Here is a 22,839-nt window from a genome sequence, read left to right as displayed (position 1 = left end):
GGCTGCAAACACCCCGCCCTCCATCTTGCCACAAAAGTAGTTCAAACCATGATGGTTCAATCCGCCTTGGAAGCGGTCTCTTCTTCACTACATGCGCGGTTAATGGCGCAGATAATGCCTTTGATGGAAGCCAAGCTGATGTTTCCGTCCATGCCAACGCCAAACACTGTCTTTCCATTCGGCGCCGTCAGTTGGATATACGAAATGGCCTTAGAGTCCGCACCTTCTGAGACTGCATGCTCGCGGTAGGTGACGAATTTGTAGTCGTGAATTCCCACTGTACGCAACGCCTTAAAGAAGGCATCGATCGGGCCGTTGCCAGCTGCGCTGATTTGATGGTCCTCATGGCGGAAACGCAGATTGCCTTCAAAATGCACAACGGTTTCACCGTCCACATCGTTTTCCTCATAGAGCTTATATTTTTTGAGGTTGTATGGATATTTGACATCGAGATAATGTGCACGGAAAATATCGAAAATCTCGTTTGGCAATAACTCTCGCCCTGCCTCGTCGCAAGCCGCCTTGACCATAGCCCCGAACTCCGGATGCATTGCCTTTGGAAGCTCATAGCCAAAGCTCTGCTGCATGATAAAGGCCGCTCCACCCTTGCCAGACTGGCTGTTGATGCGGATGATCGGCTCATATTTACGCCCGACATCCGCTGGGTCAATCGGAAGATACGGGACTTCCCAGTACTGGGTGTCGTGTTCACGCATATAATCGACACCCTTTTTGATGGCATCTTGGTGCGAACCGGAGAACGCGGTAAACACCAAATTGCCCGCATAAGGATGGCGGTCATGTACCTTCATGCGAGTACATTTTTCATAAATTTCGCGAATTTCGCGGATATTGGAGAAATCCAGTTCTGGGTCCACCCCCTGGGAGTACAGGTTCATTGCAACATTCATGATGTCTGCATTCCCGGTGCGCTCTCCATTTCCAAACAGGGTGCCTTCCACACGTTCCGCCCCTGCCAACAGCCCCAACTCTGTAGCAGCCGTTGCGGTGCCGCGGTCATTGTGCGGATGTAGACTGATGATAACGCTGTCGCGGTTTTTGATATGACGGCAAAAATATTCGATCTGGTCTGCGTGGTGGTTCGGGGTGCTCATCTCCACCGTATTCGGCAGGTTTAGAATCAGTTTATTGTCCGGTGTAGGTTTTAAAACATCCATCACCGCCTCACAGATCGCAACGGCATTGTCCATCTCTGTTCCCGAGAAACTCTCCGGCGAATACTCATAGCGGATGTTCATCCCTGTCCTGGCGACCTCTTCATCGGTGAGTTCTTTGATAAGCTTTGCGCCGTTGACCGCAATGTCGATGACGCCCTGCATATCGGTCTTAAATACCACTTTTCTCTGCAAGGTCGAAGTCGAATTATAGAAATGTACGATCACATTTTTAGCGCCCTGAATCGCCTCAAAGGTCTTTTTAATCAAATGAGGGCGCGCTTGTACCAACACTTGGATGGTCACGTCGTCCGGAATCAAGTTTCGGTCGATGAGGGTCCGGCAGATCTCATATTCCGTCTCCGAAGAGGACGGGAATCCGATCTCAATCTCTTTAAAACCGATGTCCACAAGCGTCTGGAAAAAACGCAATTTTTCTTCGAGATTCATGGGGTCAATCAGCGCCTGGTTTCCGTCGCGCAGGTCAACGCTGCACCAGACAGGCGCTTTTGTAATCACTTTTTCCGGCCAAGTGCGGTCCGGCAGTGGGACTGGCTGGAAAGGAATATACTTGTGAAAACTTTCGTACATAGCAAGATCCTCCTATAGAAATAAAAAATCCCCGAACCTTCCTCAGAAAGTTCGGGGCGAACTTATAAATCCGCGGTACCACCCAAATTCAGCGCTTACGCGCCCTTCAGCCTCCAACAAGGCCTTTGCTTATAACGCAGCCATACGTCCGGTTCTACGCAAACCAATCAAACCGGCAGCTCAGGGATGAGCTATACACCAACGCCTTCCCACCAACTCACACCAACCGCTGGCTCTCTGAAGAAAAAACGCAAGTCTTATTCCCGTCATCGCCTTTTCTTTATGATATTTATATTAACGGTTCTTTGCAAAAATGTCAACCCTCCGCCGGGGCATTTTTTCCGTCCAATTCTGGGGTATTCTTTCGAAATGCACGATTTGCAGCTTCTCGCGCAAGATCGACGATGAATTTTTCGTCGCCACCCTCTGCGTTGCGTCCTGCTGGAATGGTGTCGTACACCTCGGCCACCATGGAACGCATCCACAATCCCGGCGTGATCCGCATGGAGTAACCACAGCCATTTTCAGTCATCCAGTCGTAAAAGCTGGCGCGCGGCAAACCATACGCCGAAAGAATCGACATCAGCGTGCCGCCGTGCGCCACCACCACTGCTGACGTTGTACCGGAACGCATCAGTTCCTCTACCAACTTTTCAAAGGCAGCACAGGTACGTTGGACCAACACGCCGGTGCTCTCCCCATGGGGCGGCGCTACGGAGCGGCTGCTTTCCATCCATTGCAAGAAACGCGGGTCCTCTTCTGCCAGCTGCTTGGCAGTCTTTCCCTCCCAGTCGCCAAAATCACATTCACGGAACCCATCGATCAAGACAGGTTCTGCCTCCGGGTAAAGAATCCGCAAAGTCTCCACACACCGGCTCATAGGGCTACAATAAAAAACCTGTGCGGAAGGATATGCATATGTTTCCTTGAGCGCTTGCAGGGCTTTACGGCCTTCGTCGGCAAGAGGGGAATCGGTCCTCCCGATGTACTGCCCCAGTAAATTCCCCTCGGCAATCCCGTGCCGGATCAGATGTATGGTATAGGATTTCATAAGATAACGGTGAAACAGATATTTCACCAGCCACCACCTTTCGTAAATATCCTTCACTGAGCACTTGTTCTTGTGGCAAAGCCTGAAAAAAGTACTGTATCTAGTGGTTTACAAAATGTTGTATTTAGTATATACTTTACTATACGTTATTCTGCAAAATATACGCTTTTTCGACGTATCCCGTCCATTTCTTCCTGTGCCATTTGGTCGAAATGTGTGAAATGGATGCGGTCCAGCGCGTTGGAGCAAGGCGACTTGGAGCTTTGCTTTCTGCGCGGCCTTCTGAAACGATCTTGACGGTGCGTTCGCTTTGGAACGCATTCCGAAATACTATCCAGCATAGGGGTGGAGGACAGCAACATGAACAGTCATTTTCCAAGGATTATCACGCTGCTGCGCAAGGAGCGCGGTTTAAGCCAAAAAAGCGCCGCAGAACAATTGGGTGTCTCTCAGGCACTGCTATCCCACTATGAAAAAGGCATTCGGGAATGCGGCCTTGAATTTGTTGTAAAGGTTGCAGATTTTTATAATGTCTCCACCGATTATCTTCTTGGCCGTTCTCCACACCGCAGTGGTGCGATGATCACCGTAGAAGATCTTCCGGAGCCGGATGCCGCCGGCAAGGAAAACGTGTTTAAAGGCAGCCTGCTCCCCACATTGAATAAAAAGCTGATTGCCAATTCCTTAAATGTGATCTACGGCATTCTCCAAAAATGTAATAACAAGCATCTGACGACGGAAATTTCGTCTTTTCTAAGTGTTGCGGTCTACAAAGCCTTCCGTCTGTTGTATTCGGCAAATGGCAAAAACCCGCAGGGTTTGTTTTCGGTTCCGCAGCGGTTGAGCAACGGTCGCTCTAATGCGGCACAGGAGGTTGCCATTTCCAATGCCGAGGCGCTTGCCTGTGGTGAAGATATAGAAGACATGGAAGGACTCAAAAAGGATCAGGCCCCGCCCTCTCTCCGGAACAACTTTCAGAGGAATATCCTCTTTTCGCGTCCTCCCTGTTCAACCTGATTCAAAATGCGGAGGGACGCATGGGCGGTGGAAAGAAGCCCATGGAAAAGCCCCATCCTACCGCCCGAAAATAATCGCTGAAAACAGTTCCATTATAACAGGAACCTTATAAAAATGCAAACAATCGTTTGATTGCCGTTCCACAAAGAGTGGAACGGCTTTTTTATGTATTTTACCTCTCCCCTTTTCTGTCACGCAGATACATGCAAAGCACCTCTGCCACTTTGCCGCCCATCCAAAAAGTCATTCCACCAGCGCCCTTCTACAAAACGGTTGAAACGCTTACTAGAATGCATTGATCCACATGGTTGCCAAAGCAGCCTGCATGAGAGAATAATGGGCCTGACGTCCACCTCTTTGGACTTTCTCTTTTTGTTTAGCGAGCGTGATTCATCCGGCGGCAAGCCAACAGACGGCGCGACTCCTTCCGGCCCCTCGGAGTAAGCTCTGCATAGCCCTTTCGCAACACTGGCAAATTGAATAGACATCCCTCTATTGCGCGCGATGCCTCCAGCGCCGTGTGGCAAAGCAGTTCATAGATTTTACTTTTGTAGTAGATTTGATGATCCCCGGCTACCCAGACAGGTGAATCAAAATCAATCGAAATGAGCCCTTGTTCCTCCAAATTGCGAAGGACATCTCCGCGTGCTTTCACAAGGTCCATTTCATCCTCTGGAGCAATCATATATATATTGTCCAACGCCGTCATCACCAACTCTTTTTCCGCATCGTTATGTAGCTCAAAACGCGCCACAGGGAAACGCCCTTCCCGCATTGTCAGGAGAATTTTTTGTACATTCCATTCGGATTCATTTATCCTACCACCCTTTCCCATTGATATTGTGTACAATATTTCATCGCTAAAATCCGAAGCACTGCCTCATTCAGACGTTCCTCGGTGACAGTCCCATTTTGGACCGCTTCCAGCAGGGCATTATAGTCTTCCTGTACGTTGGAGGAAAGCAGCAGATCGTTACCCGCATTGAGCGCCGCTGCGCAGGGGTTTTCTCCACCTGTGTAGTCAGGAATCGCCTCCATTGCCAGGTCGTCGGTCAATATCAGCCCCGTAAATCCAAGATCCTCCCGAAGAATTCGATGCACTTCCGGTGAGAGGGAAGCCGGCCGGTCCGGTCCATACAGGTCACAATATTATGCGATACCAAGATCATGGGCACGCCCTCCGCAATTCCTGCCTCAAACGGTAAAAAATCGGAATCTGTAAACGTCTCAAGGGGACGATGATCCTGCGCCATGCCGGTGTGGGTATCCACATTATTCCCATAGCCGGGAAAGTGCTTTAACGCACAGGCCATTCGCTGCTGGTTGTAAGTTTTCACAGAGGTCTTTACATATTCCGCTGTGCCCGGCGCATCCTGTCCAAAGGTCCTCGCATACATGAAATCCCCCGGATTGATGGAGACGTCTGCTACAGGTGCCAAATTCACATTCACCCCTAAGGACTGAAGCAGTTGGGTCTTTTGAACCGTATCCTCTACAATCGCCTGCATTCCCCCTTGTTCAAATACCTGTTGCGGCGATTCAAACCTATTTGGTGCTAGGTTGGGATTCCGGCTGACTCGTACAACGGTGCCCCCTTCCTCATCCACCGCCAAAAACAGGGGAATTTTGCTGGCGTTCTGATACGACTCCAGCTCCATACGAACCTGATCCGCCGTCTTTCCGTCGAAATCCTTTGCGAAGAGCATAAATCCGCCTGGCTGATATGTCTGTACTGTGGAAAGCGCCCCCTCCGAAGGACAGCGGAACAGGAATACCTGCGCCACTTTCTCCTCAAGGGTCATTTTCTCCAATTCTACCTGTGCCTGCGGATACCCCTGCGAAAAAAGTCCCTGGGCCATTTCCGGAGCGCTGGGAAGCATTGCTTGTCCCGAAGAAGAATCTGAAAACGCCTCAAAAGGTGTCTCTGAAGAGGGATTTCCTTCTGGACGGCTTTCCACGACTGCACTTTCCTCACTCGATACATCCGTCTCCGATTTTGCCGGGGCGGTGGAGGCCGAAGACGGTCCGGTTTCCCCCGCTGGAACAGCTGTGCACGCAACCCCTAACAGCAACAAAACCGTCGCCAGAAAAACTGCAATATTTTTTATCCTCATCCTTCGTTCCCCTCAAGCTTCCAAAAACAGAACAACCTGCCAAATCCTGGCAGGTTGTTCCTTATGCCAGAGTGCATTTTCAAACACACTCTATCACAAATCCTATTCTTTGACAAGTTCACGATACAAACGAATGTATTCATTCGCCGACTTGCCCCAACTATTGTCACAACGCATGGCGCGTTCAACCAAGATCTTCCAGCCATCACGGTTGTAATAACCGTCGATCGAACGATGCAGCGCATGCAGCATATCGCCGCTGTTATATGTACGGAACGTAAAGCCATTTCCATAGCCGTCGCCGCTATCCTGGATGGAATCCTTCAGACCGCCGGTCTCACGCACCACCGGGATTGTGCCATAGCGCAGAGAAATCATCTGTGCCAAGCCACAGGGTTCGCTCTTACTGGGCATCAGGAAAATATCTGCGCCCGCATAGATCTTGCGGGACAGCTCCGGGACAAAACCGAAGCACGCACATAGGCGGCCCGGATACTTATTTTGCATATCACGGAAGAAATTCTCATATTCAAAATCACCAGAGCCAAGAATCACAAACTGTGCGTTTGTCTCCCACATCAACTGGTCCAGCGCTTCCTTGACAAGATCAAGGCCCTTATGGGCCACCATGCGGGTAACCATGCCAATCAGCGGAACATCCGGGTCCTGTGACAAGCACAGGCGCTCCTGCAACGCGCGTTTATTCTCCGCTTTGTTGGCAAAATCGTCCGCTGTATAATTGGCATAGATGTCCTTATCCGTCGCCGGATCATAACTGACTGTATCAATCCCGTTCAGGATACCACTGAGCTTCCAAGAACGTTCCCGCAAGATACCGTCCAACTCATGGGAATACCACGGATCGAGAATCTCCTGGGCATAGGTCGGGCTGACCGTCGTTACGCGGTGGGCCGTTTCAATTGCCCCCTTCATCAGATTGACGCAATCGTCATACTCCAACAGATGGTTTTCTGACTTCGGAATGCCCAGTACATCTTCTACCAGCTCCTTGCCATACTTCCCCTGATACTGGATATTATGGATCGTGATAATGGTCTTGATTCCACGGTACCACTCGTTGTTGGCATAGAAGATGCTATAATAGATCGGCACTAGAGCGGTTTGCCAATCGTTGCAGTGAATGATATCCGGTTTAAAATCGATGTAAGGCAGCATTTCCAATGCGGCACGGGACAGGAACGCAAAACGTTCTGCGTCGTCATAATGGCCATACAATCCCTTGCGCTTGAAATAATACTGGTTGTCAATTAAGTAATAGATCACACCGCCGGAACGCGCTTCGAATACGCCACAGTACTGACGGCGCCAAGCAACCGGCACCGACAAACTGGTGACAAAACGCATACCATCCCGTAACTCCTGCGGAACCTCTTCGTAGAGCGGCATCACTACCCGGCACCCGATCAGCCGTTCGCGGAGCGCTTGTGGCAGAGAACCCGCCACATCCGCTAGGCCGCCTGTCGCGGCAAACGGCCGCGCCTCGCTGGTACAATATAATACTTTCATGGTTTTCGATCTCCTCCTTCGCTTTTCATGTTGCATCTAAGCAGTCCTATCAAACCACGCTACCCTTGCTGATAAAGACCGGATAAGACTGGAACCCCATGAGGGAACGATCATTTTTAATTACAACATCTTTATCGATCACGACATAGTTGAGCTTGCAATTCGGCCCAATCTCACTGTCCTGCATAATAACGCAGTTTTCCAGCTTGCTGCCCTTGTCGACTTTCACGCCGCGGAACAGCACGCAATTCTCGACCGATCCTTCGATGACGCACCCATCCGCCACAAGGGAATTGCTGACATTCGCCCCTAAGCCGTAGCGTGCAGGCATGTTGTCGCGCACCTTGGTGAAAATCGGACGATTTGAATCAAATAGCTGGCTGCGTACCTTTGGCAGCATCAGGGCCATATTGGCCTCGAAGTAGGAGTTCATTGAGCAAATATTTTGCGCGAATCCCGTAAACTCATAGGTATAAATGCGATATTTCTCAATATTTCTTTGCAGGAAATCTCTCTTAAAATTATAGAGATTGCGGCTCACACACTCGGTGACCATCTGGATCAGCAGATCACGGCGCATCAAGAGCATACTCATGCCGAAGTTGCACTCACCACTCTGCCGTGGATTGATTACCATGTCCCGCACACGGCCATCTGGGTCAATGGTATAAACCGATGGATTGCTGATCATCTTTGGCAACTTTCCATAGCGGTAAACCACGGTGATGTCCGCTTGATTTTTCATATGAGTAACCATCACGTCGCGATAGTCAATGTTACAGATCACATCGCAATCGCTCAGAACTACATATTCTTCCTGGGAATTCGTGAGGAACCGCATGATGGATTCCAGCGATTCAATCCGACTGTTGTTGACCAGGGATTCGTGGCCAAACGGCGGAAGCATAAACAGGCCGGAGCTCTCTGCGAGACAGGTCCCACGCTTTCCCTGAGCCGAGATGATCCATCAATGATTGGTAGTTGCCCTTTGTAACCACACCGACCTTATTGATTCCGGAATTCACCAAATTGGATAGCGGGAAATCGATCAGACGATAACGGCCGCCAAAGGGCACCGAACCCATGGTGCGTTTTTCCGTCAATTCCCGAATTTTTTCTTCGTGGACATTTGCAAACAAAATTCCCAGTATGTTATTTCCGCGCATCATTTTGACCCCTCCTCTGCAAGTGTTTCCGCATCAATCATCGCCTTGGGGGGTACGGTTGTGCCCGGAGCAAGGACGCAGCCGCTTCCAACGACCGCAACACCCCATTCGTCCTTATTCTCAATGTCCTCCGGCCGTGCGCCTACAACGCTGCCTTTGCCAATCACCGCATTTTCCGCAACAATCGCATATTGGACAATGGCGTTTTCCTCAATACGCGCACCTGGCATAATGATTGAATCCTTTACCTGTGCGCCTGGCGCAATGTAAACGCCTGCAAACAAAACTGCAAAGTCGATCTCACCATACACATTACATCCCTCTGCTACCAAGGAATTTTGTACCTTGGCGTCCTTTGCTACGTAATGCGGCGGCATGACTGGGTTGCGTGAATAGATCTTCCAACTTTCTTCGCTCAAGTCCAAATCCACATTCGGATTGAGCAGGTCCATATTGGATTCCCACAAACTCTCGATGGTTCCGACATCCTTCCAATATCCCTGGAACGGATAGGCAAACATGCGCTCCCCAGCGTTCAACATGGCCGGAAGAACATCTTTTCCAAAGTCATTTGAAGACTTTGGATTGGCCTCATCCTCCTCTAGGTACTTGCGCAATTTACTCCACGTAAATACATAGATTCCCATCGAGGCCTTATTGCTCTTTGGTACCTTTGGCTTCTCATCAAATTGATAGATCAATCCATCTTCATTGGTATTCAAGATACCAAAACGAGATGCCTCCTCCATTGGGACTTCAATCACTGCAATGGTACATGCAGCGTCATTTTCTTTGTGAAACGCCACCATTTTGGAATAGTCCATCTTATAGATATGATCTCCGGACAAAACGACCACATAATCGGGATTATACCGTTCGATAAAATTGATATTCTGATAGATTGCGTTTGCCGTGCCTTTATACCAATCGGACTTGCGGCTGCGCTGATACGGGGGCAGGACACGTACGCCAGCATTCATACTGTCCAGGTCCCAAGGCTGACCGCTGCCAATGTACTCATTCAGCAGAAGAGGCTGATACTGTGTAAGTACACCTACACTTTCAATACCGGAATTGACACAGTTTGAAAGTGGAAAATCGATGATTCGGTATTTACCGCCGTATGGCACCGCCGGTTTTGCCAGGTTCTTTGTGAGCACGCCCAACCGGCTGCCCTGGCCGCCTGCAAGGAGCATAGCGACTACTTCTTGTTTTGGCATCATAATGATTCCTCCTTGGCTTCATATTTCAGTGTAAAGGGATTTCGGTTTATGAACGTCCACCAAAAAGGTGGATTACGCTTTTGGTTCGGCCTTCTTCTTGCGAGGGCGTGCTGTTTTAGCGCCTGTCTCGGAAGAGGTCTTGGCGGTAGCCGCCTTTTTAGCCCTTCCTGCCGATGCCGCCTTTGGTTTTGTTTTAGCCGGGGCCTTCTTTGTACGGCGGACCTTCTTCTGCTTGCAGCGAAGGAAAACAACGGACAGAGGCGCCAGATTCAGACTGATACTCTGTTCCATCCCATGCATCGGCTCGTCATCCAACGTTTTGATCTCCGTCCCGTTCGAGAGGCCGCTGCCGCCATAAATCACCGCATCCGATGAGAAGATTTCCTCATAAACGCCCAAATAAGGCACCCCTATGCAGTAATTTTCCCGCAGAACCGGCAGGAAGTTGCACACCACGATCAGTTCCTCACCCTGCTTGTCAAAGCGCCGGAAGGCGATGACGCTTTGGGTGTAATCGTCGTTGGAGATCCAGGAGAAACCCTCCCAAGAAAAATCAACCTCCCACAAAGGCGCATGCTCCAAATAGAAATGGTTTAAATCTTTGGAAAAACGCTCCATTTGTGCATGCCGTTCATCGCTGAGCAAACACCAGTCGAGCTCCTTTTCATAATTCCATTCGATCTCTTGGGCAAACTCTGTCCCCATAAAATTCAATTTTTTCCCAGGATGCGCCATCATGTATGAAAGGAAGGTGCGAACGCTCGCAAATTTCTGGTCACGGTCGCCGGGCATTTTATTAAACAGAGAACACTTTCCATGCACCACTTCATCGTGGGAAATGGGAAGTACGAAGTTCTCGGAAAATGCATAAAAGAACGAAAATGTAATATTGTCATGGTTAAATTTACGATAAATTGGGTCGAGGGAGATATAATGGAGCATGTCGTTCATCCAACCCATATTCCATTTATAGTTGAATCCCAACCCGCCGCAGAACGTGGGCTTGCTCACCATAGGCCAGGAGGTGGATTCCTCCGCGATCATCATAACCTCGGGGAACAGCTCAAAGATGGATTCGTTCAACTTTTGTAGAAAAGCGACCGCTTCCAGGTTTTCTTTGCCGCCGTTCTTATTGGGTACCCATTCTCCCTCTTTTCGGCTGTAGTCGAGGTAAAGCATGGAAGCCACGGCATCCACGCGAATACCATCAATGTGGTATTTTTCCAGCCAAAACACCGCGCTGGAAATCAGGAAACTGACCACCTCATTGCGGCCATAGTCGAACACCAACGTGCCCCAGTCCTTATGCTCGCCCTTGCGCCAATCGGCGTACTCGTAGCAGGGCGTCCCATCAAAACGCGCTAATCCCGCCTCATCCTTTGGAAAATGCGCGGGGACCCAGTCCATAATGACGCCAATTCCCGCCTGGTGGAACTTTTCCACAAAGTTCATGAAATCCTTTGGCTCTCCATAGCGGGATGTCGGTGCAAAATACCCCATCACCTGATAACCCCAAGACCCGTCAAATGGATACTCTGTGATGGGCATGAGTTCCACATGGGTGTAGCCCATATCCTTTATATAAGGAATTAGCTCATCTGCAAGTTTATCATAGGAAAACACATTGCCATCCGCATACCGGCGCCAAGAGCCCAAATGCACCTCATAGATGTTGACCGGTTGGTTGTAATGTGGCTTTTCTTTTTGTATTGATACCACGCCTGGTCGTTCCACTGATACCCCTCAATGTCATAATAACGGGAAGCGTGTCCAATTCCAGCCTCAAAGTGAAAGGCATATGGGTCGCTTTTCATGACTTTTTTTCCATCTTTACCTGTGATGCTGAATTTATAAATTTCATACATAGGGAGGACAAACGACAGATAACATTCCCAAACGCCGTCGCTGATTTTCTTCATTGGGTTTTTCTGATCGTCCCAATCGTTGAACGGACCGACGAGCGACACCGCCTGTGCATTGGGCGCCCACACCCGACAAGCCATTCCCTCTTTTCCGTTTACGGTAACCTTATGCAGCCCCATGTATTCGTAGGCCTTTACATTTGTTCCCTCATGGAATAAATATAGCGGAAAATTACTTTCTTCCGTTTTTTTCACATCTGGCATTTGAACCGCTCCCCCCTGGTAACATTTTCTTTAGGATTATCATATCACAAACTGACAAAATAGCAAGTGTTTTTAGTCGTTTGATTAGATATTCTACGGATATATATAAAATTTTTTGGTCACTTTGTTATAAAACGCCCAAGTTTTTCTCTGTAACGCTCTAATTTCCAAAAATCAGTATACCATACGGTGCTTGTCAGATTTTGCTTCTTCTCCCCACTCATGCTTGCATTACAATGCTCTAACAAATATAAAACAGAAAACTTTAAAAAGAAGAGCGGTGAGATAAGAAACTTTTTAGGGACAGCCTGCGGCCGCCCTCCTCATTTTCTTAAAACAACGCTCTAATTCGCACCTTTTTATGATTTAGCCGATCAGCAACGTTTCGATAGGAGAATCCCAAACGCAAACTTTTATCCTGTACGATTTCCAAGGCGTAATAAAATGTATCCCTTTTCACCGTGTGAACCGCCAAAATTGCCTGCCAACCGTTTACTTTCGCACCATTGCTCTCGATACAACTACATATCAGCCTTAAATAAAATACAAAATCCCCGCTCCTTTGTTTTACAAAGGAGCGGGGATTCAACGCTTGTTTTCGGTTTTAACCGCAGACCAAATTATTCGTGGTCAACCTTGTACATATGCTTGATGAGGTCGAGCACCTTGTTGCTGTAACCCCACTCGTTATCATACCAGGATACCAGCTTGACGAAATGGTCGTTCAGCATGATGCCAGCCTTCTCGTCAAAGATGGAAGTATGCGGATCGCCCAGGAAGTCGGAAGAAACAACCGCTTCATCGGTATAGCCGAGGATACCCTTCAGCTCACCCTCGGAAGCTTCCTTGATTGCCTTGCAGATCTCTTCGTAAGTGGTCTTGGTAGCCAGGCTTACAGTGAGGTCAACAACGGAAACATCCAGGGTCGGAACACGCATGGACATACCGGTCAACTTGCCCTTAACGGACGGAATAACCAGTGCGCAAGCCTTTGCAGCACCCGTGGAAGACGGAATGATGTTGCCAGCAGCAGCACGGCCACCGCGCCAGTCCTTCATGGACGGGCCGTCAACGGTCTTCTGGGTAGCGGTGGTGGAGTGAACCGTCGTCATGAGGCCCTCTACAATGCCGAACTTGTCGTTGATAACCTTGGTCAGAGGAGCCAAGCAGTTCGTTGTGCAGGAAGCGTTGGAAACAACCTTCATGTCCTTGGTGTAGGTGTCGAGGTTCACGCCGCAGACAAAAGTCGGGGTTTCCTTATCCTTTGCAGGAGCGGAGATAACAACCTTCTTAGCGCCAGCCTGAATATGAGCGGAAGCCTTCTCGGTGGTGCAGAACACGCCGGTGGACTCCACGACGTACTCAGCCTCAACAGTGCCCCACGGAATCTGAGACGGATCCTTCTCAGCAAAAACGCTGATCTCCTTGCCATTGACAACGAGCTTGCCGTTCTCAGCCTTTACGGTGCCATCGAAATGACCATGCATGGTGTCGTATTTCACCATGTAAACCATATAGTCGAGGTCGATGAACGGATCGTTGATGCCAACGATCTCAAAGGTCTCCGGCTGCGCAACAGCGGCACGGAAAACCAAGCGGCCAATGCGGCCAAAGCCATTAATGCCAACTTTAATAGACATAGAACTTGTACCTCCTGAATTTTATAGTGGTCTATCCTGCTATTATTTTATAGCATTCGAAACGATAATACAAGAGTTTGTCATAAATTTAACTTACATTTTTTAAATATTTTTCTGGAAAACACTTCAATTCTGTCCCTTTACCGTGCGAACCATCCCTTGAACGTTATTTGGCAATTGGCGAGCCGCAAATAAAAAGGATAAAATATAACACGCCATGCTTAAATTGACCAAATGCAACCCCGCAGGGAATAGTCCCGGAACCGTTCTCCCCATTGCCGCCATCAATAAAGTTGGAACAGAGGTCAACAACGCCATCAGTGCGGCGGGCAGTCCGGTGGCAACCATCATACGTCCGCTCTTCACGCTGTCAACGCCGGCAAACAATTTTGCCTGCGCAAACAGAAACAACAGAAGAAGGACAACCGAGAACATATCGTAAACATTTTCAGAAACATTGACCACTGCGGTATACGAAATGAATAGTAGAACCAGACAGATACAACCCCAAACAGCGGGTAAAAGCGCAATCAATGGATGCATCCCCATGGGATTGCTCCCTGTTGCAAAGCCGTAGGCGGCAAGAAAAATCGCCAAAGCTGCCAAAATACCCACGATTGCCATCGCCAGACCGATCACCCCGGCCGGGGTCGTGCTCTCGCCGTTTGCCGGAACCTGTGATAAGAGCGCGCTATACGTAAAAATATTGCCAATGGATTCAAACAGAAGCAGAGCGCCTGTCAATCCTGCTAAAACGGCTGTGGGAATACTCCGCAAAGGCGTATAGCCAACGGGCATCCGCTTACTCCCCATACAAATTACCACGATAGCGGCAAGTGCAACCAAAAGTACAATCACAAGCAGAGTTGTTGACATCGCGCCACCATTCAAAAAGCCAGTGTCCTCCTCCATCAATACCAATAGCTGATAAAGGCGCACTGGAAGCGCCACAACCAAAGCGACAAGGAAAACAATCCAGGCATGTTTCATAGACATATGCGATTCCCCTTTTTACATAGAATCAACCGACGCTGTATTCTATTTTACACAATAAAAACACCCTTAATTTTCCAATTTATAAAATAGAATAAAATGTTGCAAAAGGCAAAAAAGCCGCCAAACAGAGGATTCTACTGTTTGGCAGCTAAAATAGGCCTCAATCGCGCTGGTCGATTGGGATATATGTTTTTTCGTGTGTCAAAGAGCGATATGCGGGACGCATGATCCGCCCGCAGGTCTCCATCTCTTCGATTCGATGGGCGCACCAACCTGCAATACGGGAGACTGCAAACATCGGCGTATATAAGTCGCTCGGGATTCCCAACATTTCGTATACCAATCCTGAATAGAAATCCACATTGGCCGAGATGACTTTTTGATCGTTCTTTACCTTTGCGAATACATCCGGGGAGAGCTTTTCAACACGCTCAAACAGCTCGAACTTGCGAAGCAGTCCATGCTCTTCCGCCATCTTCCGCGCATTTTCCTTGAGAATAACTGCACGTGGATCGGAAAGTGTATACACCGCATGGCCCATTCCATAGATCAAACCAGAGCGGTCCCCTGCCTCTTTTCGGACAATCTTTTCCAGGTAACTCTCCACCTCGTCGTCGCTCTCCCAGTTTTCCACATGCTCCATCAAATCATCCATCATCGTCATAACGCGGTGATTTGCTCCGCCGTGTCGCGGTCCCTTCAAAGAGCCAATCGCCGCGGAAATAGCGGAATAAATATCCGTCCCCGTCGAGGAAAGCACACGTGTGGTAAAGGTGGAGTTGTTGCCGCCGCCGTGTTCTGCATGTAGAATCATGCACAAATCCAGAAGCTTGGCTTCTTCGTCCGTGAACACACGATCCGGGCGGATTGCATTGAGAATCGCCTCTGCTGTGGAATGGTTCGGGTCAAGCGGATGGAAAAACATGCTCTGCCGGTCAAAATGGCGGCGCTTTACCTGATAGGCATATGTCATAATAGTGGGAAGACGGGCGATCAGCTGAATCGCCTGCCGCATATTGTTTTCTAAAGAGGGATCATCCGGATTCTCATCGTAGGAATACAGCGCCAAGACCGAACGTCCCAACTTATTCATAATATTGCGGGAGGGCGCCTTGATAATCATGTCCTCTGCAAAATATTCCGGCAACTCCCGGCAGCTGTTAATCAGTTTGCTGAATCCTTCAAGTTGCGAGCGGGTCGGTTGTTTGCCAAACAGCAAAAGCCACACGACCTCTTCGAATCCAAAGCGATTCTCCTTGCGGCACCCCTCCACAATGTCCTCTACGTTCATTCCACGGTAGGTCAGGATTCCCTTATCCGGAATCCGCTCCGCGTCGTCGATCAAATAACCATGCACATTACAAATCAACGTCAAACCAGCCATAACACCGGTTCCATCCGGATTTCGCAATCCGCGTTTTACCTGATATAAATCAAACTTTTCCGGTGGAATTTGATTGTTCGCTCGAAATTCCTGACAGAGCGCTCGAAATTCCATTTTCTTTTCATCCTGCTGTATCTCTTTCATTATGCGATTCACTCCGTTCTCTTATTTCATCGGGCAAAATCGACTTATTTCGCCCGTTCCCCTTTACGCAACGATTTTATTTTATAAGATTGCTATGCCAAAGTCAATCATTGGAATAGAGACATTGTAGAAAACTCTGCATGAAAAATTAGCAATTATTTCATTTTATAGGCGAAATAGCAAAGATTTTCCCGAAATGCACCATCCTCATGCATAATTGAAACGCTTGCCATGTAAAAATGGGATAGCCGTATAAATGCGGACAAGGGGCTTTGTTTGCGGAGGTGTAAAGATGAAAGGTACTACGATTTTATGCTTGCTGTTATTTCTCGCCATGCTATGCATTCCCTTCCTGGCCGTTGGAGCGAATCTGCCCGACTCGCTGTTGGATTCTCCAAGGGTAACCGATTCCGGCCCATCAGCAGATTTTGAGAAGGCCTCATTCCGCATTCGGGATGAATCCACCAATCAGATTTTAACGGTCGGGGACAGGGACTTTCTCTATGGTGCAATTGTCACGGAGATGTCCCCAAATGCAGAACCGGAGGCATTAAAGGCGCAGGCAGTGGCCGCCTATACCTACTACAGCCGGCAGCGGGCACAGGCACATGAAAAAGGCGCGGACAGCGATTTTTCCGCAGATCCACAGAATTGGAAAGTTTATGTCAGCAAAGAACAGATGCAGGAACGATGGGGCGACTCCTATCAGGCCTATTACGAGAAACTCACGGAGGTCATCAACAGCATAGCGGGTCAAACACTACAAAGCAATGGAGAACTGATCGACGCGACCTATTTTGCTATTTCTTCCGGCAAGACAGAGAGCTCAGAGGACGTCTGGGGAGGAAAATTGGACTACCTTGTCCCAGTGGCCAGCCCGGGAGATCTGTTTGCCAGCGGTTATCAGACCACGGCATCGTTTAGCGCCGAAGAATTCCAGAATGCCGTCCGGGAAAAGGCACCCAACGCAGACTTTTCCAGCGACCCTTCCTCCTGGGTTGGTACATACGACCGGACAAATTCCGGTACGGTAAAATATGTAACCATCGGTGGGCAGGAGGTGGACGGCGACGACATACGAAGCGCCTTTGGACTGCGTTCTTCCGACTTCACCATTGCCTATGCGGATGGAATCTTTACCTTTACAGTCCTGGGATATGGCCATGGCGTAGGGATGAGCCAAACGGGCGCCCAATTCATGGCGCAACAAGGTTCGGACTATCAGGAGATTTTGGCCTGGTATTACCCCAATACCACACTGGCGCCCTTGTAAATAAAAAGAGCCAGCAAAAAGGGCAAGGGTCTGGTTATTGAAAAACTTCATAAAAGAAACATCGGACGCCCTGCATCCGGCTAAACATGCCGCAATTCAGGGCGTCCTTCTGTGTAAAGCGGACCGGGTGGCCTTCCACCCCATCGCAAAAGCAATCTTCAATATGCTCTAAGAGCCGCTGCCTATACGCCGCGCTCAAACGATTGAGACGGCCAACATCACGCCGGTCACGGCGAGACCAAACAACGACGCCCATATACCCGCCGTATAATACCAAATGAATGGTTTTCCTTCTATCCGACAGCGGCTTTTTGCCCCCAGCCAGGACAGAACAACGGTAATACCCCAGGCGCCAATCCCCAGAACACATAAAAACAATCCATATTCTGGAAATTGCCGTCCCAAAGAGGATAATAGCATCACAAATACAAAACAAGCACTCTCCAGGACGTCCAAAAATACCGGCTCTCTCCAGCCGAGAAAAGTCCGCCCTTCTTCCCGCGCTTCCTCCCGGCAGGAATAAAAGGAGAGCCAAGCGCGAAAGCAACAAACTACTAACCCGGTAAAAATACAGGCAACCTCATAGACTGGCGCGCAAAAAAACACGATCAGTAACAACAAGATTATCACGTACAAGGCTGATTGAATGACACCCGCATGACGGCGTAGAAATGCGCCCATATGCTCCACCCCTCTCGCTTGTAAGATCCTTTAAAATTACTATAGTTCAAGCGAGAGGAATTGGCAAGTCATCGTCGAGTAAAATTTCTTGACATTCTGTGGGAGTTCAATTCCGGTCCATCCTATCGCGGATTCCTTTAAAAAGTTGGATGCATATGGTCGGCAGTATGGCGAGCAATACAATCATCCCCACATTGGTCAATGTCAGTGGAGCCACTTGGAACAATGTCTCCAAGAATGGCAATAGAAGCACAGCGGCCAATAAGACAACCCCCGCGGCGAACGCCAAAAGAGAATACGGGTTGCTGCTCAATCCCAACCGGAAAATCGATTTTTGTCCCCGGCAATTGAAACCGTGGAACAAACGGGCAAGGGTCAAGGTCGCAAAGGCCATCGTGGTCGCCAGAGCCGCATTCCGCGTGGAACCGTAGCCAAGGTAAAAGGCCGTCATCGTAGCAATACCGATCAAAAGACCCTGTCCAAATATTTTTCCCAGGAGCGAGCGGTTTAAAATAGGTTCCTTTGGGTCACGGGGGCTGCGGTCCAGAAGATCCTTGCGGGCGGGTTCCATCCCAATGGCAATGGCTGGTAAACTATCGGTCAGTAGATTGATGAACAGCAGGTGTACTGGTGCAAACGGCATCGGCAATCCCACAATGGATGCAAATAGAACGGACAAAATAGCTGCCATATTCCCAGAAAGCAAAAATTGTATCGCATTTTTGATGTTTTCATACACATTGCGTCCATTCAACACCGCTTTGACAATGGTTGCAAAATTGTCGTCCTCCAAAATCATGGAAGCCGCGTCTTTGCTGACTTCGGTTCCTGTAATCCCCATCGCAACGCCAATGTCCGCCTTCTTTAAAGCTGGCGCATCATTTACGCCATCCCCCGTCATGGATACAATCCGCCCCTTGCGCTGCCAGGCGTCTACAATGCGGATTTTATTTTCAGGTGAAACGCGCGCATAGACCGCAATCTTCGGAAGTTTTTGGTCTAACTCCTCCTCTTTCATTGCGTCCAGCTCCACGCCTTCCAGCGCCATGTCGCCATCAGAAAAAATTCCGATTTTACGGGCAATGGCTGTTGCGGTGACTTTATGGTCGCCGGTGATCATGACGGTTCGAATTCCGGCCCGCTTTGCGTCTGCAACCGCCTGTACCGACTCCACACGGGGTGGATCGATCATCGAGATGAGCCCCACAAACGTCATATCTGTTTCATCGTCCAGGGAGATCGGACGTACCGCCTCCAATGGACGATAGCCAAAAGCCAGCACACGCAGGCCCTGTTCGGAGAGTTCCTGATTCACACGAAGAATCTCCTGTTTGCCGCCCTGATCCAACGGCAGGACCCCATTGCTTGTAAAAATCTTTGTAGCACGGCTCAACAATACGTCGATGGCTCCTTTGGTCAACAAGGTCGGTGTCCCGTCGATGTCATGAAGCGTACTCATCAATTTTCGGTCTGAATCAAAAGCGATCTCTCCCAGGCGCGGATGTTGTTCTCGATAGGAGACTTCTTCTATACCAAAGAGTTCCCCCAACTGAACCAGCGCCACCTCCGTTGGATCTCCGATGTCCGCGCCATCTACAGAGGTTGCATCGCTCGCTAAAAGGGCAATCTTTAACAGGAAACGCTGTGGATCGTTTGGCAATTGCAGGTCTTTCCCATCCAGAAGTTGTCCATCGGCATAGATTTTTTGAACACACATTTTGTTTTGGGTCAGCGTGCCAGTCTTATCCGAACAAATTACAGACACCGAGCCGAGGCTTTCCACTGCTTTCAGGTCCTTAATAATCGCATTTTCCTTAGCCATCTTTTGGGTTCCCATCGCCAAGACAATGGTTACGATCGAACTAAGTGCCTCTGGAATAGCTGCTACTGCCAGTGCCACCGCAAACATCAACGAATCAAGGATGGGCATCTCCCGATAGAGGGACAGGCCAAACACCACCACACAAATCGCCAGGATAATAACCGCCAGCTTTTTGCTGAAATCGTCCAGGCTTTGCTGCAAGGGTGTTTTCCGCTGTTGCGTCTGATTCATCAGAGAGGCAATTTTCCCGATCTCTGTGTGCATACCCGTTCCCGTTACCACCACGGTTGCACGTCCATAGGTCACCAATGAGCCGGAAAAGACCATATTCTTTTGGTCTCCCAAAGCTACCTTTTCCCCTGGAATGATGTCTGCTGATTTTTCCACTCCTTCGGACTCACCGGTCAGGGAACTTTCATTCACTTTCAAAGAAAAATTCTCCAACACACGCCCATCTGCAACCACCAGGTCCCCTGCTTCTAAAAATACAATGTCTCCCGGTACAATCTCCTTAGAGGGAACCTCCACCTTCGCGCCGTCGCGCAAAACTTTTGCCGCTGGCGAAGACATTGCTTTGAGACTTTCTAAGGATTTTTCTGCCTTAAAATACTGGACTGTGCCAAGAATCGCATTCAAAATCAAGACTGCAAAAATTACGATCGTGCTCTCTCCCTGCCCGGAAAGCATGGAGATCACCGCTGCCAAAATCAAAATGACCACCAGCAGATCTTTAAATTGTTCCAGAAAAACTTGAACAATTCCTTTCTTTTTCCCTCCACCAAAGCATTGGGACCGAATCTTTCCAACCGATCGGCAGCCTGTGCGTGCGACAGTCCTCCTGGCGAACTCTCTTGTTGTTTTAGGACCTCATCCACAGAGCGGTTAAAAAACGTGTTTGCCATGATATTTTTCTCCTTCCATACAGTTCTTCCTGTTGCCGGCCGTATATAACAAAAAAAGACTTCCGGCCAGCCGCCCGCACAGATGTACAGGACAGCCATCCAAAAGTCTTGTTAACCGAAAAACGGCACACACCGCCAGATTTTTTTCAAATCGGGTATGTTGACGGCATGTCTATGAAACTACTCCCTCTTGATGGATGAACAACAGATTTGGGTTTTCTTGTAGGTTTAGTATACCGTCAATCCGTATTGCTGTCAACCGCCCTGCAAAAAGTTTACAATTTCTTCCGATTTTACGCAGCTGCTCGCGCATAAACATGACCTGCCGCTGGGATAATTTCTCTCTCCGCCAGCAATTCCGAAACGGTAACAAATTGATAACCCTGTTTAGCCAATGCCGGCAGAATGATTTCGCACGCATCCGCTGTGGTAGCATACAGGTCATGCATCAGAATGATATCCCCGTCTTGCACATGGTCCAAAACCTCTTTTACAATGGCATCTCGGCTGCGATTTTTCCAATCCTGGGTATCAATGGACCAGAGGACAAACGGTTTTTGGATGGATGCTTTGACCGTATCGTTGACAGAGCCGTAGGGAGGCCGCAACAGAACGGGAGAGGTCGGAATCAAGTGCGCTATGCGTTCATCTGTTTCCTGCACCTGATAAGCGATTTCCTCCGGGCGAAGCTTTGATAGGGATGGATGGTTGTAGGAATGATTTCCGATCTCGTGCCCCTCCGTATATTCCCTTTGCAATACGTCAGCATAGCTATCCACCCGATTTCCCAATACAAAAAAGGTTGCTCGGGCCTGATACTGTTTTAATAAGTCGAGAATGCGAGGCGTTACGATTGGATGCGGCCCATCATCAAACGTCAACGCAATCATCGGGCGGTCTTTGTCGATGGCCATTGGAGCCGGCGCCGTAAGCTCCACTGCTGGGGCGGCATCAACCGAGAGCAGAGGCCCATCTGTACGGATTCGCAAAACGCCAGTCAACCGATCATAAGGAATTTCCGCTACCGGCACTCCGGTTCGATCGGAAAACAGCGTGCCTTCCTCAAAGTAGATTTGAACGGCATCGGTCGTCAAAGCAAAATTGCTAAAATTAGCGGCGTCCGGTGTTGTCCCCGCTAAAAACGAATCTTTGTCCGTCCCGTCGGAGTAGGAGGTGGATGCTTCAAAATATGAGCGTACTTCTTCGGAGAGGCGTTCCAAATAATTGCCCTGAAAAATATCTTCCATTTCCAATAAATCGCCTTCTACCAGGTCGAAAACCAACGCGGTTGAGCGAGCCTGTGGTCCGTCCCATGTAGCAAAACGCTGTTGAACTGTGAGTACCACAGAAGCAGTCCGGTCTCCGACCAGGTAGGACTGATAATCTACCAGCAAATCGGACTGTACATCGTTTGATGCAGCTTGTCTCTCCTGTCCCAGTTGCTCACGATGTTCTTTTTGAATTTCTTCCACTATGGACAAAAGTTGTAAGTCGATCGTTTGAATACCAAACACCGGATAGTGGATGCTCACTGCGTGGTCCGGGTCGTTGTTCAATATGGATTCGGTCTCGCCGATCTGTTGCTTTTCCGATGGGGTTGGAAAATATACATTTTGGGCCAGCGCCTGCCGTTCCTGGGCAGAGAGTTCTTTTTGATCCCCCATATGCATGAGAAAAAAGATAGCGGCAGCAGCCAGCACGGTCAAGATTGCGCCGATAAATACAGCGGCCCTTGCACTTCGGAATTCTTCGATTCTTCGCATCGTATCACCCTCCCATCTGGATAGTATCCCAAAAATTGGGCGCTCCATGCGGGTAAATGAATGCCCTAAGAAAAAAACTACTTTTATCTTCTGATAATGGCGTATTGTCTTGGTAAAGAGGCCGCAGTAGGAAGGTAAAGGAAAGAGGTATCGCATACAATCCCCTATTTTCTACGACCAGAAAGTATTCTTCGCCAGACTCTTTTTTGCATTCATTTCGTTATGATTTGACAAATCCTATAAT

General features: G+C 49.0%; 13 protein-coding genes, 4 pseudogenes and 1 other annotated feature. Of the genes and pseudogenes, 2 read left to right on the top strand and 15 right to left on the bottom strand.

Annotated elements, in window-relative coordinates:
* Positions 1–56: 56 nt before the first annotated feature.
* The gene (leuA, locus tag ACGCCZ_RS10555; RefSeq protein ID WP_054323556.1) at positions 57–1,766 is read right to left on the bottom strand and encodes a 2-isopropylmalate synthase; all 1,710 of its coding nucleotides are present in this window, start codon (positions 1,764–1,766) and stop codon (positions 57–59) included.
* Between the two features lie 49 nt (positions 1,767–1,815).
* Positions 1,816–2,045, bottom strand: a binding site (T-box leader).
* A gap of 37 nt (positions 2,046–2,082) precedes the next feature.
* Positions 2,083–2,844: a histidine phosphatase family protein gene (locus tag ACGCCZ_RS10550; RefSeq protein ID WP_411655981.1), complete on the bottom strand. Its 762-nt coding sequence runs from the start codon at positions 2,842–2,844 to the stop codon at positions 2,083–2,085.
* 333 nt (positions 2,845–3,177) lie between these two features.
* Here ACGCCZ_RS10550 and ACGCCZ_RS10545 point away from each other — a divergent pair.
* Positions 3,178–3,908: pseudogene (locus ACGCCZ_RS10545) on the top strand (helix-turn-helix domain-containing protein).
* A 302-nt stretch (positions 3,909–4,210) separates the two neighbouring features.
* Here the strand turns inward: ACGCCZ_RS10545 and ACGCCZ_RS10540 are convergent.
* The 10 genes and pseudogenes from ACGCCZ_RS10540 to ACGCCZ_RS10495 form a co-directional block, all read right to left on the bottom strand.
* Positions 4,211–4,588 (bottom strand): hypothetical protein, encoded by a 378-nt coding sequence (locus ACGCCZ_RS10540; RefSeq protein ID WP_411655980.1) that lies wholly within the window; start codon positions 4,586–4,588, stop codon positions 4,211–4,213.
* A 59-nt stretch (positions 4,589–4,647) separates the two neighbouring features.
* Positions 4,648–5,636: pseudogene (locus ACGCCZ_RS10535) on the bottom strand (glycoside hydrolase family 3 protein).
* 414 nt (positions 5,637–6,050) lie between these two features.
* Positions 6,051–7,475, bottom strand: coding sequence for a glycogen synthase GlgA (gene glgA, locus ACGCCZ_RS10530; RefSeq protein WP_054323551.1), 1,425 nt, complete (start codon positions 7,473–7,475; stop codon positions 6,051–6,053).
* Positions 7,476–7,524: 49 nt separating this feature from the next.
* Positions 7,525–8,382 (bottom strand): glucose-1-phosphate adenylyltransferase subunit GlgD, encoded by an 858-nt coding sequence (gene glgD, locus ACGCCZ_RS10525; RefSeq protein WP_411655979.1) that lies wholly within the window; start codon positions 8,380–8,382, stop codon positions 7,525–7,527.
* The gene (locus tag ACGCCZ_RS10520; protein ID WP_411655978.1) at positions 8,333–8,644 is read right to left on the bottom strand and encodes a sugar phosphate nucleotidyltransferase; all 312 of its coding nucleotides are present in this window, start codon (positions 8,642–8,644) and stop codon (positions 8,333–8,335) included. The genes glgD and ACGCCZ_RS10520 overlap by 50 nt, the downstream gene beginning before the upstream one ends.
* A complete protein-coding gene (locus ACGCCZ_RS10515) occupies positions 8,641–9,864 on the bottom strand; it encodes a glucose-1-phosphate adenylyltransferase (protein WP_411655977.1) in 1,224 nt (407 codons plus the stop codon). The genes ACGCCZ_RS10520 and ACGCCZ_RS10515 overlap by 4 nt, the downstream gene beginning before the upstream one ends.
* Before the next feature lie 72 nt (positions 9,865–9,936).
* Positions 9,937–11,990, bottom strand: a pseudogene (glgB, locus tag ACGCCZ_RS10510) (1,4-alpha-glucan branching protein GlgB).
* Between the two features lie 620 nt (positions 11,991–12,610).
* Positions 12,611–13,630, bottom strand: a complete 1,020-nt coding sequence (gene gap / locus ACGCCZ_RS10505; RefSeq protein ID WP_054323548.1) for a type I glyceraldehyde-3-phosphate dehydrogenase — start codon at positions 13,628–13,630, stop codon at positions 12,611–12,613.
* A gap of 126 nt (positions 13,631–13,756) precedes the next feature.
* On the bottom strand, positions 13,757–14,626 hold the full coding sequence (locus ACGCCZ_RS10500; protein WP_411655976.1) for a hypothetical protein: 870 nt from the start codon (positions 14,624–14,626) through the stop codon (positions 13,757–13,759).
* Between the two features lie 160 nt (positions 14,627–14,786).
* On the bottom strand, positions 14,787–16,124 hold the full coding sequence (locus ACGCCZ_RS10495; protein WP_411655975.1) for a citrate/2-methylcitrate synthase: 1,338 nt from the start codon (positions 16,122–16,124) through the stop codon (positions 14,787–14,789).
* 322 nt (positions 16,125–16,446) lie between these two features.
* Here ACGCCZ_RS10495 and spoIID point away from each other — a divergent pair, with 322 nt between their 5' ends.
* The gene (gene spoIID / locus ACGCCZ_RS10490; protein ID WP_054323544.1) at positions 16,447–17,427 is read left to right on the top strand and encodes a stage II sporulation protein D; all 981 of its coding nucleotides are present in this window, start codon (positions 16,447–16,449) and stop codon (positions 17,425–17,427) included.
* A 195-nt stretch (positions 17,428–17,622) separates the two neighbouring features.
* Here spoIID and ACGCCZ_RS10485 read toward each other — a convergent pair whose 3' ends face one another.
* The 3 genes and pseudogenes from ACGCCZ_RS10485 to ACGCCZ_RS10475 form a co-directional block, all read right to left on the bottom strand.
* Positions 17,623–18,108 (bottom strand): hypothetical protein, encoded by a 486-nt coding sequence (locus ACGCCZ_RS10485; RefSeq protein WP_085531624.1) that lies wholly within the window; start codon positions 18,106–18,108, stop codon positions 17,623–17,625.
* Positions 18,109–18,214: 106 nt separating this feature from the next.
* Positions 18,215–20,832: pseudogene (locus ACGCCZ_RS10480) on the bottom strand (cation-translocating P-type ATPase).
* Positions 20,833–21,125: 293 nt separating this feature from the next.
* Positions 21,126–22,595, bottom strand: a complete 1,470-nt coding sequence (locus ACGCCZ_RS10475; protein WP_054323542.1) for a polysaccharide deacetylase family protein — start codon at positions 22,593–22,595, stop codon at positions 21,126–21,128.
* Positions 22,596–22,839 lie beyond the last annotated feature (244 nt).

The sequence above is a fragment of the Anaeromassilibacillus sp. SJQ-1 genome, assembly GCF_046693725.1.
Taxonomy (GTDB): Bacteria; Bacillota; Clostridia; order Oscillospirales; family Acutalibacteraceae; genus Anaeromassilibacillus.
This window is presented reverse-complemented; position numbering and strand designations above follow the sequence as displayed.